This window comes from Streptomyces sp. NPDC037271 (genome assembly GCF_055603605.1).
Genome location: NZ_JBVJVN010000015.1, coordinates 121,525 through 136,731 on the forward strand (window position 1 = coordinate 121,525; position 15,207 = coordinate 136,731).

Sequence of the window (15,207 nt, forward strand, 5' to 3'; positions counted from 1 at the left end):
ATGTCAATAAGGGGCGGGGAAGCCGGAGTCGGTGACCGCGACGAGGACGCGCCGCACACCGTGCGACGATGCGGGCCCCGCGTGTCGATGACACCGGCGCCGCCGCCCGTCGATGACACGGCGCCGCCGCCGGGCCGGGCCGGGCGGCGGTTTCCTCACAGGCCGCGCCGAACAGCCCGGGCCCGCCGGACCCCCGGCTCAGGGAAAGGGATGGGGAAAGGGGTTGAGTCCGGCCACGGTCGAGGGCGGGGCCGGGTCGCCGAGGAGACGCGGCACGTCGAGCAGCCGGGGCAGGCCGTCCACTCTGCGCATGTCGTGCCCGAAGGTCATCGGCGCGGTGCCCGGAACCACGACCTTGACGCAGGTCAGCCCGCCGGCTCGCTGCTCCGAGGTGGTCTGGTCGACGACCAGCACGTCCAGTCCCGTCCGCAGGTACCGGTCGACGGCGTGCTCGACGTCCCGGGTCAGGTCGTCGTCGCTGAGGGGGACGCTCCTGGCTGTCATCTCCTCCAGTGACCGCCGCTCGGGAGAGGAGAACAGGAACTCCAGCCGGGAGAAGACCGAGGGGTCGGCGTACAGCAGCGAGTGATCGCTCATGCTCCGCACGAGAGAGGAGTCGGCGGCCATCGCCCTCACCCGCCCGCGGTGCTCCGCGTACGAGTGGTCCACGCTGGCCAGGATCGGGCCCAGCTCGCACAGCGCGTTGAGCACGGCGCGCTCGGGGACGAGATGGGAGCCGCCCGCGCACACGGCCCTGGCCCGGCCGGCGTCGCCCGTGCGGTCGACGGCGATGGCCCACACGCAGGGCAGCCCCTGTTCGACCGTGGTGTCCAGCACGGTGACGGTCCTCGACGTCTCTTCCTCGAGGTGCGCGGCGAGCAGGCGGACCCGCGGGTCGCGGGCCGAGGACAGATCGATCCTGGGCAGTGGGCGGCGCGCGTACCAGGCGGTCAGGAAGGCGTCGCGTTCCGCGACTTCGAGGAGACCGTAGAGGACGGCTTCCTCCGGACAGCCGCCCAGGGCGCAGCCGTTGGAGATCTCGTAGGCCAGCCGGGGTTCGTCCGGCCGCAGCAGGTGGGCCCCGTAGTACGCGTACGTCTCGGGCAGCAGCACGGGCCGGCGCCGGGCGAAGGAGTAGGCCCACACCCAGTGCATCGACAGGTCTTCGTGGAAGGGGGTGAAGGGGAAGCCGGGTACCCCGTAACGCTCCGGCGTGTAGAGCCCGAGGGTGCGAGGATCGACAGCCGTCTCACGGATGTCGCGGTACGGGGCGCGGACGGTCGTCCGTTTACCGCCCGCCTGCAGTCCTCCCCACCGCTCGACGGCCTCCAGCACGGCGGTCGCCTCACTGGCGCGATAGCTGTCACTGCGCCCCCACCCGGATTCCTCCGCCGTGTGTCCCCGCATCGGCAGCAGTGCCCTGGCGACGGGGAGACCGCCTTCGTCTCCTGTGCCGACGTCTCTGATCAGGCCCGTCTCACTGTCGACGAACAGGCTTACCAGCGCCCGGCGTTCCTCGGTCGCGTTGCGGATCCGGAACGCTCCGGGCCGGGGCTTGCGCCTGTGACGCAGCGGGAGCAGGGCGTGCTCGGCGGTGTCCTCCGGCAGCTCTCCGCAGACCGGGCAGAGCGGTTCGGGCAGCACTCGGTGGGTGCGCACGGTCAGGTCCGCCAGGCAGACGCGGAGGAGGGCCGCCGCGGACCGGGGTGTGCGGCCGCGGGCCAGTGCCGTGATCTCGTCGGCGACCAGCGCCGCGATGCCGTCGGCGGAGAAGGGGGTCAGCCACGGTGCCGGGCTGCGGGCCAGGGCGGCACGGTTGCGGTCCAGCACCGCGTAGCGGCCGGGCTGGTTGCGGCGGCGCCGCAGGTCGGCACAGGTCCAGCAGCCGGATGTGCCGGGAGCCGTCAGTGGTCCCACGGCCACGTGGCCCAGTTCGGCGGTCACGGGAAGGACGGGAACCGGGACGGCGGGCACCGCGCCGAGGGGAGTGTCCGTCCAGCTGTCCGAGACGGGCACGAGGGCCACGAGTCCGTCGTGCCCGTCTCGTCGCGGCTCCGCCGGGTCCCGCAGCCGGACCCTCCCGGCCAGGGCGTCCGCCACGGCCTCCCGCAGGAGGCCGTCCCCCAGCAGGCTCACCGCCGGTGTCATGTCAGACATCGAGCAGCACCACCCTTCCGGCCCAGGGCAGTACCCGGGCCATCGCCGGATCGTCGTCGAGGAGCGTGAGCACCGGCTCCCGGCCGGTGCGCCGGATCGCGTCGATCACCTCGGCCGGGGTGACGTCCGCGGGCGGCGTCCACCCGCGGTCGCAGACGGCCGGCTCGTCCAGCAGGGCGCCGGGGAGCGCTCTCGACTGCGCTGCCGCCAGCAGGTGTTCGAGACCACGGTGCGCGGCCGCGGTCCAGCTCAGCGCGGTCTCCACGTGGCGGACGGCCCCTTCCACCGCGCACCCCACGGTCGGCACCCCGGCGAGACCCGTCAGGTCGTACAGACGGACGTCGTCGGCGAGTGCGCCGAGCAGCCGGTGGTACTTCCCAAGGACGGGGTCCGAGGCCAGCGCCTTCTCGTCGATCGGCGTACCGGACCGGTCGATCAGGGCGGATTGGCCGCCGGAGCCCGAGAAGCCGGACCGGCCGCCGGAGCCGGTGAACAGGTTGGCCCGGTAACCGGCGAGGAGGGCGGAGGTCACCATCTGCGCCCAGTCGAGCCCGGTCCCGACACCGGCACCCGGGTCCGGCGCGTCCGGGTGCGTGGCGCCGCGAGCGGCATCGGCGTCGACCAGCAGCGGTGCGTCGTCGCGCAGGCGCAGTCCCCAGCGCGGGCGGCGCCCAGCGGAACGCGGCGCGGGCGGTCCGGAGGCGAGCACCCCGTACACGCCGACGGCCTTCAGGGCGGCCCGGTGCCTGGCCCAGGCGAAGTCAGGTCCGACCGCCGTCACCTCCACCCGGTTGCCGGAGAACGGGTCCGCGACGACGGCACGCATCTGCCGCAGCGGCACCTGGGGCAGGTCGGCCTCGTCCAGGTCCCTGATCGGCCCGAACCGCTCGTCGACGGCGGCCATCACACGGGTCGAGAACTCCTCCTCGGTCAGTCCTCTCCGGGCGCGCAGCCGTCGTACGGAAGCCTCGAACCGTTCCCGCGACCGCTGCACCGGCCCCGCAGGCGGAGGGAGGGGCAGCACTCGGTGCGAGGACTGCTCCAGCGTGCCGGTGTCGAACACCTGGAGACGGGAGTCGGCGGCGGCTGATGCCCCGGTGACATCGCGGTAGAGCCGGAACACGAGGTGGTTGGCCAGTACGGGCAGACACGCGCCCGATGCCGGAGGCGTACGGGCGGTCCGGAAGGCCCGCCTGTCGTCAGGGGTGAACCGCCGCCACACCGTCTCCCAGTCCAGTGCGGGGCTCGGTCCGATGACGACCTCGGCCGCCGACAGGAGCGCCTGCACCAGGGGAACGCCGCGCCGCGCGCAGCGTTCGGCGAGCCGGCGGGCCGGAGCGATGCCTCCGCAGTCGAACAGGTGGAGTGCGAAGTCGATGCCCTCCAGGACGTCGTCCTTTGGACCGCCGCCCTCCGTACCGCCGTCGCACGGGTCGTCGGCGGCCTGGACGGGGCTGTCGATCAGCGCCGTCACCTTCCGTACCCCGCCGCGGGACAGCGCCCGTACGCACGCGGAGACCATCGGTCCAGGACCGGCGACCAGCGCCCTGCCCCCCACGAAGCGCTCGTGGGCGGCGTCCCCGTCTCCGAGGAAGTACGTGGCGAACGCCCGCCCGGCGCCGCCGCCCGCAGGCGCGACCCGTTCCTCGTCGGCGTCCCGGACCAGGTCCTTCGCGAGCAGTACGTCGATCAGCCCGACGACCAGGTCCCGGTGCCGGTCCGACAGGGCCGCGGTGAGTTCGTCCACGGTCCTGCGGCCGTCCAGGTGTGGGGCCAGCCGCTGTGTGACGGCCGCGATCGACGTCCCGTTGAGGGTGATCTCACCGGCGCTGCTCAGCCAGACCACCCCGTGTGCCACCGGTGCGTAGAAGGCGTCGTCACGGAGCCGGGGCCTCATGCTCGGCCCCCGTCCGCCCCGTCCCGCGACGGGGCGGGCCGTCCCAGAGCGAACTCCCCGACGCCGGTCTCCTCCAGGGCGTCGAGTCCGGTGGCGGCGGCGAAGGCGTCCGCGTCCCCGACGCCCAGGGCGCACGGCGCCAGCCCCATCGCTGTCGCGGCGAGGTACATGGTCTGCTGGACCACGCCCACGTGCTTGAGGGTCAGTGCGTAGGCCATCGCCCGGTACTTCCAGGACAGCCGGCCGTACCTGGTCGCGATCACGAACAGCACCTGGGGTGTGGCGCCCCCGTTCATCCCGGACGCCGACGACATCATCAGCCAGCGCAGAGCGGTCGCGGTGGCCGGGACGCGGCTCAGCCCGTGCTGGTGCGGGTCGTAGTGGTACAGGCCGGGGCGCAGGCCGCGCACCGTGTGCACCAAGGGATACACCTCCAGTTCGTGTGCGGCGCCGCCCGCCGGCCACGGCCGGTCCGACACGTCCAGGCCGGTGTCCTGACCGGTCGCGCGTACCCGTGCGGTCCGGAACAGGAACTCGCCCAGTTCCTCGACGGTCAGTGGCCGGTCCTCGTCGTACGAGCGGATCGACCGGCGCCCCTCCATCACCGCAGACAGGGGCGGATCCTGTGCGTGCAGCCGTTCGAGGTCGGGGCGGGGGAGCGCGACGTCCGCCGTTCCCCAGACGGGGTGCGGGGCGGGCGGCGGGTCGAAGCGGCCCTTCGCCCAGTAGGTGCCGCCGAAATCCTCGCCCATCCGGTGATCGCGGCGCAGCCTGCTGGCGTGGTGGAAGGCGAGCTCGTGCGGGCTCCACTGGGCGCCCCGCAGCTCGTCGGTCTCCTCGGCGGTGGCCAGGAGCCCCGCGTCCGCCAGGTCGGTCGACAGCCACCGTGCCGTCTCGGCGGGCAGGCCGCTGGGGTCCCGCGCACCCGCCGTCATGACGGTTTCCAGGAGCCGGGTGTCGGCGATCCGCATGCTCCGTGCGGCGGTCGGCGACGTCACCAGCACCGTGTCCCCGTCCCGCCTGGCCGATGCGAACCGGGAGAGCCGGCGCGGGCCCTCCGGCGCAGCAGGACGGCGTGGCGGCCACCGGGCGTGGGTGCTGTACAGCGTCTGCCCGCCGCGGACAACGGTGGTCACCGCCCACCCGCCCCGGGCCAGTGCCGTCACCAGGGCCGTGGCGTTCTCGGCCGGGCAGAGCGCGGCGAGTTCCTCGACCGACCGGTCCTCGACGAGCGCGCGCAGCACGGCGTGCTCCGCAGCGGTCAGCCTGCCGAACTCCTCGGCGTGGGGCCAGCGGAGGAGGGCGGTGACTCCTGATCCGGAGGTGACGGACCGCACGCCGTCCGTGAGCCGGTACAGCCTGCGCAGCGCCGTCACGACGGCTCCCGGAGCCGTGCGGGAACGGCCCTGGGCGACTGGCCGGGAGCGGGCAGCCGTACGTCGGTGGCGGACACCCGGAACAGGTCCTCGGCGGCGTTCGCCGCCAGATGGCACAGCAGGAACCGTTCGACGGGAGCCAGTCCGAGCCGGGTGAGGTGCAGATAGGTGTAGTTGAGGGTGAGCCGGTACCCGTCGAACCAGATCTTGTCGACTTCCGCGCCGGGCGGGCGCGGACGGTTGTGGAACGGGCTCTTCCGCAGCATGGTCCTGGCCAGTTCGTCGTTCTCGGCCGAGCGATGCGCCCACGGCGGGTCCATGCTCATGTCACCGGCCGCGATCAGTTCCGCGCCGCGTCGCACCACGTCACCTGCCGCATCCAGCCAGCCGCGCACGAAGCGGGGTTCCGCCGCCCGCGAGTCGACGGCGGCCAGCAGCACTTCCAGCCGCCGCACGAGCTGGTCGCGGTGGGCCGCGTAGTGCCGTTCCCATGCCTCGCGGAGTCCCTCGGCCTCCGGCCACCAGGACAGGAATGCCTCGGCATGGGAACGGAACGAGACGAATCCCTGGCGCAGTCCGGTGCCGGACAGTCCGTGGGCCGAGGCGACCATGGTGTCGAAGGCGAGCCCGGCGAGCCGGTCGCCGGCGCGCAGATGAGCGACCGTTTCGAAGGCGAGCGGTGTCGTCGCCGCGTAGAAGTCGGCGAGCAGATCGGCGGCCCGGTGGCTGCCGAGCACATGCAGCCGTCTGTCGTAGGGGATCTCCAACACGGAGTTGTCGGGCAGCAGCGGAGTCAGCGGTCCGGGTTCGTGTTCGAGTTCGGCGAGCCGCTCATGCCGGCGGGCCGTCTCCGCGGCGTCGACCGCCGCTGTTGACGGGTGCGCGGTCAGGTATGCCTTGACCAACTCGTCGACCGCGGGACGGACGACGTCTTCGAACACCTCCGGCCGGGCGTCGACGTTGATGCGCACATGCGGGCCGCGGAGCCAGTGCGGCAGGTAGTGCACCGAGGACACGTGCGGCGAGATCCTCTCCACGAGGGGCTTCACGGCCTCCAGCAGCAGTCGGCCGCGGTCCTCGTCGTAATAGGTGACACGGAAAGTCCGCCACATCATTCCCCCTGGGATCCGTCCGGGTCGGTGACCGCACGTGCGGCCAGGTAGCGCAGCACCCCCTCGGCGTCGACGCGTACGCCGACCCGGTTGGCGAAGAGGTGCGCGCACAGGTCCGCCGCGGACTCGGCGGACGGGGCGGTGGCGTCCGCGTTCAGCGCGTCCACCGCCTTCGTCAGCGACGCCGTCCACCGCCGCAGGGTGCCGTCGCCGTCGGACGTGTGACGCCATTGCCCCGCGGACCTGCGCATACTGGCCGCCAGGGCGAGCAAGCGGTCCCGCTGTCTCTCGTACAGGGACTCCTGCCCACCGCCCCGTGCGCCGGCCTTCGCGAGTTGGCGCCGGGCGAGCCCCGGTACGTCCTCGCTGCCGAGTGTCCAGGCGAGGAGGAGGCAGCACAGCACGGCTGTCTCACGTCGCTGCCGTCCGGCTCCGGAACGCAGCTGGGCGAGGGCCAGCGCGCTGGACTCGGCGAAGTGCTCCTCCACGGTCTCGATCGTGGAGCCGCTGCCGTAGCGCCCGTGTTCGCGGTGGTACGGCAGGAAGTGCACCGAGTTGTTGGCGTACATGTGCGCGCTGGGGACGACGCCCTCCCATGCGCCGATCTCCCGGGCGGAGGCGAGGTACTCCTCCTGGGTCAGTACGTCGGGAGCCCGGCAGCGCCCGAAGTACGCTGCCGCCCGGTGTTCGATCAGCTTGCGCACGTCCTCCCGCACCGCGTCGTCGCCGGGCAGGACGCGGAGCCTGACGTGCGGGCCGCCGTCCCAGTACCGCAGGAAGAAGCTCCGCTCCGCCCAGGCGCGCCCGCGCAGTTCCCCGGTGAGCGGGTCCACCAGTGCGGTCAGCAACTGGTCCTGGTCTCCGTGGTGGAACAGGTGCGCGCTGATCCATCCGCCGTCGCTCACGGTGAGCCGTCCGCGGTGAGTTCGAGGACGAGCTCGACGACCCGGGGGTCCGAGCCCGCCACCGGGCCGGCCCGGGTGGGGTCGGGCAGTGCCTCCTCGAAGGCCACATGCCCGGTGAACGACCTGGTCATGTGCCGGAAGACGGCGAGCATCGACATGCTGGACAGGTCCAGGAACATGGGCTTGCGGGACTTGGCGAACACGTTGCTCACCCAGTCCCTGCCGGCCGTGTGCAGCCGTACGAAGGACCGCCGCGGGATGCCGTGGGCGCGCATCCAGCCCGCCAGGCGCAGGAGGTGTTCCGCGTCCGTCTCTCCGGCGCGCCGCACCGGGACGTGGTCGATCGGGGCCCGCCACTCCGCCCGTTGTACGACGAGCCGCCCCACTTCCACCCGGGGCAGGAACTCCACGTCCTGGACGTGGTCGCCGGGTGCGGGTTTGAGCAGGGACAGGCTCGGGTGCAGGAGGTACGACTGTCCGAAGGCGGCGAACAGCAGGCGCGCGGCGGGAGGCAGCAGCGGGTCGGCCATCATGCCCAGATGGGCGGGCTGAACGCGGCGGTCCGTCGGCCGGGCCACCAGCTCCAGTGTGCCGCTGCCGGGGTCGTGCCGGACGACGAGATCGCGCAGCGGGATGCGCTCGTGCGCGGGCCGGGTGGTCGTGGTGCAGGGATAGTCGATCTCGTACGGGGCCGTGGGCGCACGCAGATTCACGGACACCCCGAAGGTCCCCGACAGTTCGGCGAGTACCGGGCCGTGTTCCGCGCCCGGTGCGGGCCGGCCGGTGGGGAGCCGCGGCCCGCCCGCCTGGCGCAGCAGCCGGGACCAGCGCCCGCCGCCCTTGCCGTGTCCGCCGCTGATGGTGTTGACCACGGCCGTCAGCCGATCGCCGTCGTGCGCCGGCTGAACGTAGCAGGCGATCGAGCCGGGGGCGCGGACCCAGTTCGGCCAGCCCGCCGTCAGGTCCTCCAGCACGGCAGGGTCGGTCCTGAGCACCATGCCGTCACGTTCGCCGGACAGTACGGTCTCCAGCGACTTCCGGCGCAACCGGTGCAGCAGTGCCAGTTCGGGCACCGGGCTGTGCTCCAGCACCTCGGCCGGGACGGGTCTGCCGAGTTGCAGGAAGGGACGCAGCGGGCGCAGCCAGTCGGGGCAGTCGGTGTCCTCGCGGGCGAGATCGAACTGGATCGCGGTGTGCACGTCCAGAAAGGCCGGCGCGGCTCCCGCGCCGAAGCGGTGCCCGACGTACACGCCGAGCGCCGTCCGGACGGGCAGCATGCGGTCGTGCAGGGCGAGCCAGCGGCGCAGTACGTCCAGGTCGTCGAGGACCGGGCGCCACTCGGCCGTCGAGGCGGTGAGTGAACCGTGGGGGAGGACCGCGTTCTCGTGAAAGGCGATCTTGCCGAGCACGTCCGGCGGCGGCCAGTCCAGCCCCAGCCGTCGGCCGATCGAGGTGAGCAGCCGCGCGATGGCGGTCTGCCGCGTGCGGTAGCCGTCGACCTCCGTCGGGCCCAGTTCCCCGGTGAGTTCGTCGCGCAGGGCGGTGAGCTCGGCCGTCAGGCCGCTGAGGCCGGGAGCCGTCGCAACGAGGTGTCCGATCAGGTCGTCCAGCGGGTTCTCGGACTGGTCGGGGACGGGGCCGACGTACTCGAGCGCGCCGATGGTCACCAGTCGGGCGCAGAACCGCGCCACCGCGTCGATGCGCTCGGGCGCCGCGTCGGCGAGTCTGTCGCGCAGGTGGGCCAGCGAGCACTGGTCTCCCACGATGCGCAGGCATGCGGCGATCTGGGGTGTCGCCGGCACGGAGACGAGCGGTTCGGCCGGCCGACGTCCGAGGAAGGTGTACCGGCCGTCCACCTCGCGCAGGCTGGGGTTGGGGCGTACCTGGAGGCCGTGGGCGACCTCCTCGCGCGTCAGCAGCGCGCCGGTGAGCTGTTCCAGGACCATCCGGTCCAGTTCCAGGACGCAGGCGATGGTGTTGTCCCCCGACGAGGACAGCACCGGGCCGTCGTCCGACCAGGTGCCCGCCGCCGTCGCCGTGAAGGTGCTGTACGGGCTTGTCTTCGTCGCGGCGCGAGAGACGAACTTCGTCAGTCCGACGACCGTACGAGGCTTGAGCCGGGCCTGGTGGCCGGGCCGGCTGCGCACCAGTTCGTCCAGAAGGGCGGGGCTCGCCTGGGACAGGGCGTGCCGGAACATCGGATCGGCAGCGCTCTTGAGCAGCCTGGCCGTCTCGTCCGCGCGGTCCTGATCCATCGTCGCGGCGAGTTCGTGACGGGCTTCGCGTTGTCGGCGCATGGTCTCCAGCCAGCGCCCGACGCGCTGCGAGGTCTCCGCGGGCAGCGCCCGGGCCAGTTCCTCGTTCCATTCCGTACGCGCCGGAAGTCTTTTGCCGTGGATGCCGCGGCGTAATGCCACCAGCTTCGGCTTCAAGGAGAGATCGCCGAGCCCGCCGATCGCCGTGTAGAGCAGATCGCTCAGCTCTTCGGCATCCTTCGTCAATTCGTCGTCGAGCGACAGGATATCCTGGGCCAGCTGCCAGGACCGACCGCCCGCCAATTCATCCGGCAGAGTCGCGGGAAGTCCGCAGAAACGGGCGAAGAAATGCGTTCCGGAGGAGGAGGAAGTCACCTGCAGCCCTTGACTGGAATCAGTTGGCGGATGTGCGTGGCGCCTGGCCGCGGCGCCGGGTAGGACTCCCTCTCCGGCGCCGCGGTTGTCAGGCTACGGCAGGGACGAGCAGGAGCTGCCGCAGCTCGGGAAGGAGGCGCCGTTCTCGACGAGGCCGTGACCGGCCGTCAGGGACTCCACCGTGAGCCCGCTGTCGGCCAGATCGAAAACATCCGCGGGGATGTCGTCGAGGTCGAATTCGATTTCCATACCGTTTTCCACTGAATCTCCTGTGGTTGCGGAAATTGGACTGCTGGCAAAAGGATGCCGGCACGTTTGCGAGCCTACAGCGGTGGGTGAGGCGGTTCCACCGGCACGGTGAGGTTGGCCGATTGTGACGTCGCCACCCACGGAAAAGCCTCATTCGGAATTCCGAATTCGGAGTTTATTGTTCCATTTGAATGCCCGTCCAGGTGTTCTCGGGCAGGGTGAAGCGCCCTCCGAGCAGTCGGTGCAGCGGTGCACCGAGCCGGGCTCCGAGAAGGAACCCGGTATCCGCGCTCCGGTCGGCAGTCGGTGAGGATCCCTTTCGCAAGGGGGAAAACAAGCCTCCAGGTGGCCGGCTGTCGACCGGACGCGGCCAGTCTCCAAGACTCCGGCCTCGCGACGTACCTATGACTTGCCAGGTTGCGGTCGCCGCCGGAGGCCCGGGTGCACCCGCACGGCGGACCTGGCACGGCCCTTCGCGGACCGGCGGCCCCGGCCGGCAGCGCCGTCGCATGCCGGCGGCCGAGGCGCTCCTCGACGGAGAAGACCGTGAGACGGGGACGCCGTGTCCCTGCACGTCGCCGAGTCGACGGCGCGGGAACCCGGCGAGCCGGACCCCGGCTGCGGAGGTGAGCGGAGCCGTCACGAGGTGACGGCGGCGAGCAGGTGTTCGTGGGTCCGGTGGCGCCACGCCGGTGACGTTCCCGGTCAGTCACATCCACTTCGTCGTGCGGCCCGCGGGGGGAGCGGGACGTGAGCCGGTCCGGTGCCCTCGGTCCTGCGCGGGGACGGACCGAGGCGCACGCGATTCAGCGGGGCGGGGCGGCCGTGTCGTCGAGCACCCTGTAATGACGTACCGCGGCGGCCCCCCTTGGCACCGCCTCGGGCCACAGGCAGTCCAGGACCGAGGCGGACGGCGGGAAGAGTGAGGACGGCACCGCCCGGCGGCCGAACCACTCCCAGCGCACGATCTTGTCCGGCTCGGTGACCCGGGCCGTACCCGTCGCCCGCCGGGTGACGGCCGCGGCCGTCACCCGGGTCAGCCCGTTGAGGCCGTCGACGAGGACCGTCACTACCCGTACGTCCGCCGCGGACACCGTGAGCCCGGTCTCCTCCGTCAGTTCGCGCGCGGCGGCCGTCTCGAAATCCTCTCCGGCATCGACCTTGCCACCCGGGAGTTCCCATCGGCCGTCGTGGCCGAGGCCGAGCAGGACCCGCCCGTCGGGACCGAGGACGGCGAGGCCGACACCGGTGAGACTGTGGGAGGCGGGACGGGCGCGTTCGGGGCGCTCGGGGCCGGGGGTACGAGAGTTCACGCGCCCATTCCACATCGTCGAGGCCGCCGGACGCCACACCCCTGGGTGTTGCCGGCCATGACGTCGGTGACGCCCGACGTCGATGTTGACCTTCGAGTTGGTTGAAGCTCAATGATGGTGAGGTGCCGAATTCTGAACTGATGCCCATCGGGGTCTTTGCCCGGCGCAGTGGTCTGACCTCCAGCGCGTTGCGGTTCTACGCCGACTCCGGGCTGCTGCCCCCTGCCGAAGTGGACGCGGTCTCGGGCTACCGCTACTACGGCGCCGACCAGGTGGCACGGGCGACCGTGCTGCGTCAGCTCCGCGAGATCGCCATGCCCCTCGCTGCGGTCGAGGCGGTCCTCGACGCCCGGGCCGACGAGGCGGCGCGGCTGCTCGACGAGCATGTTGCCAAGATCGTCGATGACGCGGCGACGGCACGTCAGAAGGCCGCTGTCATCAAGTCCGCACTCGGCGGCAGCGTGCCCGGTGTGCTGATCGCCATACTGAAGGGGCCCGTGCTTGCGGATGCGGTGGAGCAGGTTCTGACCGCGACTGCGCACGAGCCGGGGTTGGCGGTGCTTTCCGGCTTGCACATCGAGGCGAGTCATGAGGCGATCGCCTTGACGGCGACCGACCGGTACCGGCTCTCCACCCGGACCCTGGTGCCGGCGCGGCCGGCGGAGCAGACGTGGGCCGGCACGATCGACGGCGATGACCTGCGGGCCGCTGTCGCCACGGTCCGGCGCAGTGCGCTGGTCCGTATCGAAGCGGTGCCGCACGGGCTCTGGCTGCGTATGCCCGAGCGGGACGACCGGCACTGCCGGTTGCTGTCCGAGGACTTCCCCGATCACCGGCTGATGCTCGCCTCCCTGGACGAGATCAGCACCCGCGCGACAGTCTCGAAGGATCTTCTGCTGCGTGCCCTGGAAGAACACCCCGGCGAACGCGTCGCGCTGAACGTCTCCAGTCACGGAGTGAACGTCCGGCCCCCGAACGACGAGGACCCCGGTGCTCAGCTCCCCGCCACCGTGACGGGCGAGGCCCTCCGGATCCGGTTCGAGATGACCACGCTCTATCCCGCAGTGAGCACAGCCATCGGTCCCGACGTGATGCTCGACCTGAGGGGACACGACGGGCCCGTCACGATCCGCTCCGCCGACCGCGGCGATCTCACCACCCTGGCCATGCCCGTCGAGTTCGACCACTCAGCCTGAACGACAACGAGGAACACGTCATGTCTGCCGCACCCGCCGGCCCCGACCCGACCATGGAAGCCATCGGGCAAGCCGTTACCGAAGGCCGAACGGGCAACACCCTCTCCGCCCGCCAAAAGCTCCTGAACCTGTGGCCGGTGATCGGCGTCACAGGCGACCCGCTGCACCGTTGCTCACTCGCCCACTACCTGGCGGACCTCTATGAAGATCCTGCCCAGGCCCTCGCCTGGGACGTCCGGGCCCTGGACGCTGCCGACGCCGTGACCGAGCAGCGCGTCCAGGAGCACCACGCCGGCCTCCACATCGCCGGGTTCTACCCCTCCCTCCACCTCAACCTGGCCGACAACTACCGCCGACTCGGGTCCTTCGATGCGGCCACCGAGCACGTCAACGCGGCCAAAGAGCACGCCCCCAACCTGCCACAGGACGCATATGGTGCCCTCCTGCGCACCGCCCTCGACGAGGTGGCAGAGGCCATCTCCCGGCGGGACACCACCAAGCGGCCCTCCGCACCTGGCCCCACTGCATGACGCACCGGAACGCGCCGCTCCCGGGGTACCCGCGTACGGCGGGGGAAACCACCGGCGCGACGCCGGACCGGTACGGATCAAGGGGGACGTTCCGCTGGTGGGGCTGGCACCCCGTGCAGCCGCGCCTGGAGGTCAGGCGTCCACGGACCAGTGCGGTGCCACGCCCGTGAGCCGGCAGGCGAGGAAGTACAGCGGGAGGGGCGCGGTGTAGGGCGAGTTGCCGTCGGGGCCGTGGACCAGGCGCGGACCGGTCGGCCGGGCGGCCGGTCGGGGGCGGGTCCAGGAGGGGTCGCCGATGACGTACTGGGTGCCGTGGGGCCACGTCACACCGATGTCGGACCCCGAGGGGACGATCCACCACCAGCGTCCCTGGTCGGCGAAGACGCAGCCCGCGCGGGGCAGGCCGGCCAGGATGCGTTCGCCGTGTTCCCGGGACGTGCTCACCGCGTCGTGACCGAGGTCGGCACGCAGTCCGGCGGGAAGGGACAGCGAGGCCGGGCCGGGGCAGTGCCGCCGGGGTTCGCGGAGGGTGTCTGAGGGGCACGGGCGGTCGCGGGAGGTGGCCGCGGACGGACGCGGATCGCGGGTGTGCTGGAGGTCCATGGGGGGTGTCCTTTGGCCGGGCGGAGAGTGGGAGGCCCGGGTGCGTCGGCGAGGTTCCGGTCCTCCGCTTCGACACGCAGGCGCTCTGCGGACGTGCTCGACCCGGCAGATCGTCAGGAGAACGTTGTCAAGCGGGCGGCCGCACCCCGATTCTGCGCCTGAACAGCAAGTGGGGTGGTGGGTGCGGACATTGCGGTCAGTGGTGAAGTCACTCTGTCATCCGTCAACAACCGTGCGCAACCAGCAAGTTGAAATTTGCATCTCTCTACGCCCATCCTCTTCGGCGACGGAACGCTCGTGACAGACTGCGCGCCTGAGCCTGGGCGCGGAGTGATGAAGGGGAGACGGTGTGACCGCGGAGACCGACTGGGGCGGCGCCCCCTCCGTGCTGCGCATGATCCTCGGCAGGCAGCTGGAGGAGTTGCGGACCCGCGCCTGCCTGACGTTCGAACAGGCCGGTGAGGCGATCGGGGTGAGCCACTCCACGATCCGCCGTCTGGAGGCGGCGAAAGTGGCCCGCCTGCGCCTGCCGGACGTGGAGAAGCTGCTTCAGGTCTACGGCGTCCGGGACCAGCAGGAGATCGACACCTTCCTCAAGGCGGCACGCGAGGCGAACAAGCGCGGCTGGTGGCACACCTACCGGGACGTCATGCCGGACTGGTTCGCGGCGTATCTGAGCCTGGAGCAGGCGGCCCTGCACATCCGCGCCTACGAGCCCGAGTTCGTGCACGGCCTGCTCCAGACCCCGGCCTACGCGCGGGCCCTGCTGAGCGCCGGCAACCCGCACGCTTCCTCGGTGGACACCGAGCGGAGGGTCGCCCTTCGCATGCGTCGCCAGAAGATCCTCACCCGTCCGTCCCCACCCCGCCTGTGGGTCGTCATGGACGAAACGGTGCTGCGTTGGCCCGTCGGCGGTTCCGGGGTGATGCGGCAGCAGGTGGACCACCTGATCGAGGTCGACCGGCTGCCCCATGTGACACTGCAGATCATGCCGTTCGCCTCCGGCCCGCACCCCGCCATGCGGGCGGGCGCGTTCCACCTCTTCCGCTTCCGCGCTCCCGAACTGCCCGACATCGTCTACCTCAGCGGCCTGGTGGGCGCCGTCTACCTGGACAAGGGCGACGACGTCGTGGTCTATCGCGAGGCCCTGGACCGGCTCGGCGCCCAGGCGGCGCCTGCCAGAAGCACCGGGGAAATCCTCGGCGCCCTGCGCGAGGACCTTTGAGCTCACTCGTACCG

12 protein-coding genes are annotated in these 15,207 nt (G+C 71.7%); 3 read left to right on the top strand and 9 right to left on the bottom strand.

Annotated features, from left to right (window positions below; translation table 11 throughout):
- Positions 1-198 precede the first annotated feature (198 nt).
- The 8 genes from ACZ7G3_RS24345 to ACZ7G3_RS24380 all read right to left on the bottom strand — a co-directional run bounded on the left by ACZ7G3_RS24345 (position 199) and on the right by ACZ7G3_RS24380 (position 11,639).
- Positions 199-2,157, bottom strand: a complete 1,959-nt coding sequence (locus ACZ7G3_RS24345; RefSeq protein WP_470928225.1) for a TOMM precursor leader peptide-binding protein — start codon at positions 2,155-2,157, stop codon at positions 199-201.
- Complete coding sequence (locus tag ACZ7G3_RS24350; RefSeq protein ID WP_470928226.1) at positions 2,150-4,054, bottom strand: hypothetical protein; 1,905 nt, start codon at positions 4,052-4,054, stop codon at positions 2,150-2,152. Before ACZ7G3_RS24350 ends, ACZ7G3_RS24345 begins: the two co-directional genes overlap by 8 nt.
- Positions 4,051-5,430 carry a SagB family peptide dehydrogenase gene (locus ACZ7G3_RS24355; protein ID WP_470928227.1) on the bottom strand — a complete coding sequence of 460 codons (1,380 nt, stop codon included), beginning with the start codon at positions 5,428-5,430 and terminating at the stop codon, positions 4,051-4,053. Before ACZ7G3_RS24355 ends, ACZ7G3_RS24350 begins: the two co-directional genes overlap by 4 nt.
- A complete protein-coding gene (locus ACZ7G3_RS24360) occupies positions 5,427-6,545 on the bottom strand; it encodes a thiopeptide maturation pyridine synthase (protein ID WP_470928228.1) in 1,119 nt (372 codons plus the stop codon). The genes ACZ7G3_RS24355 and ACZ7G3_RS24360 overlap by 4 nt, the downstream gene beginning before the upstream one ends.
- The gene (locus tag ACZ7G3_RS24365) at positions 6,542-7,447 is read right to left on the bottom strand and encodes a thiopeptide-type bacteriocin biosynthesis protein (RefSeq protein ID WP_470928229.1); all 906 of its coding nucleotides are present in this window, start codon (positions 7,445-7,447) and stop codon (positions 6,542-6,544) included. Before ACZ7G3_RS24365 ends, ACZ7G3_RS24360 begins: the two co-directional genes overlap by 4 nt.
- Positions 7,444-9,948 (bottom strand): lantibiotic dehydratase, encoded by a 2,505-nt coding sequence (locus tag ACZ7G3_RS24370; RefSeq protein ID WP_470928230.1) that lies wholly within the window; start codon positions 9,946-9,948, stop codon positions 7,444-7,446. Before ACZ7G3_RS24370 ends, ACZ7G3_RS24365 begins: the two co-directional genes overlap by 4 nt.
- Positions 9,949-10,170: 222 nt before the next feature.
- Positions 10,171-10,326, bottom strand: a complete 156-nt coding sequence (locus ACZ7G3_RS24375) for a thiomuracin/GE37468 family thiazolyl RiPP peptide (protein WP_426599093.1) — start codon at positions 10,324-10,326, stop codon at positions 10,171-10,173.
- Between the two features lie 806 nt (positions 10,327-11,132).
- A complete protein-coding gene (locus tag ACZ7G3_RS24380) occupies positions 11,133-11,639 on the bottom strand; it encodes a nucleotide triphosphate diphosphatase NUDT15 (RefSeq protein WP_470928231.1) in 507 nt (168 codons plus the stop codon).
- A 122-nt stretch (positions 11,640-11,761) separates the two neighbouring features.
- Between ACZ7G3_RS24380 and ACZ7G3_RS24385 the strand changes: the two genes are divergently transcribed.
- Together ACZ7G3_RS24385 and ACZ7G3_RS24390 are read left to right on the top strand one after the other, a co-directional pair.
- Entirely contained in the window at positions 11,762-12,835 is a 1,074-nt protein-coding gene (locus ACZ7G3_RS24385; protein WP_470928265.1) for a DNA polymerase III subunit beta family protein, read from the top strand.
- 20 nt (positions 12,836-12,855) lie between these two features.
- Positions 12,856-13,365, top strand: a complete 510-nt coding sequence (locus ACZ7G3_RS24390; protein ID WP_470928232.1) for a hypothetical protein — start codon at positions 12,856-12,858, stop codon at positions 13,363-13,365.
- 132 nt (positions 13,366-13,497) lie between these two features.
- On the opposite strand, the gene ACZ7G3_RS24395 is transcribed toward ACZ7G3_RS24390, so the two are convergent.
- The gene (locus tag ACZ7G3_RS24395; protein ID WP_426599099.1) at positions 13,498-13,968 is read right to left on the bottom strand and encodes a hypothetical protein; all 471 of its coding nucleotides are present in this window, start codon (positions 13,966-13,968) and stop codon (positions 13,498-13,500) included.
- 349 nt (positions 13,969-14,317) lie between these two features.
- Here ACZ7G3_RS24395 and ACZ7G3_RS24400 point away from each other — a divergent pair, with 349 nt between their 5' ends.
- On the top strand, positions 14,318-15,193 hold the full coding sequence (locus tag ACZ7G3_RS24400) for a helix-turn-helix domain-containing protein (RefSeq protein ID WP_470928233.1): 876 nt from the start codon (positions 14,318-14,320) through the stop codon (positions 15,191-15,193).
- The last annotated feature ends 14 nt before the right edge of the window (positions 15,194-15,207 follow it).

Excerpts from the sequence above, each read along its gene's own strand:
- ACZ7G3_RS24345 (WP_470928225.1), bottom strand. The coding sequence starts at position 2,157 with ATGTCTGACATGACACCGGCGGTGAGCCTGCTGGGGGACGGCCTCCTG.
- ACZ7G3_RS24350 (WP_470928226.1), bottom strand. The coding sequence starts at position 4,054 with ATGAGGCCCCGGCTCCGTGACGACGCCTTCTACGCACCGGTGGCACAC.
- ACZ7G3_RS24360 (WP_470928228.1), bottom strand. The coding sequence starts at position 6,545 with ATGATGTGGCGGACTTTCCGTGTCACCTATTACGACGAGGACCGCGGC.
- ACZ7G3_RS24375 (WP_426599093.1), bottom strand. The coding sequence starts at position 10,326 with ATGGAAATCGAATTCGACCTCGACGACATCCCCGCGGATGTTTTCGAT.
- ACZ7G3_RS24390 (WP_470928232.1), top strand. The coding sequence starts at position 12,856 with ATGTCTGCCGCACCCGCCGGCCCCGACCCGACCATGGAAGCCATCGGG.
- ACZ7G3_RS24395 (WP_426599099.1), bottom strand. The coding sequence starts at position 13,968 with ATGGACCTCCAGCACACCCGCGATCCGCGTCCGTCCGCGGCCACCTCC.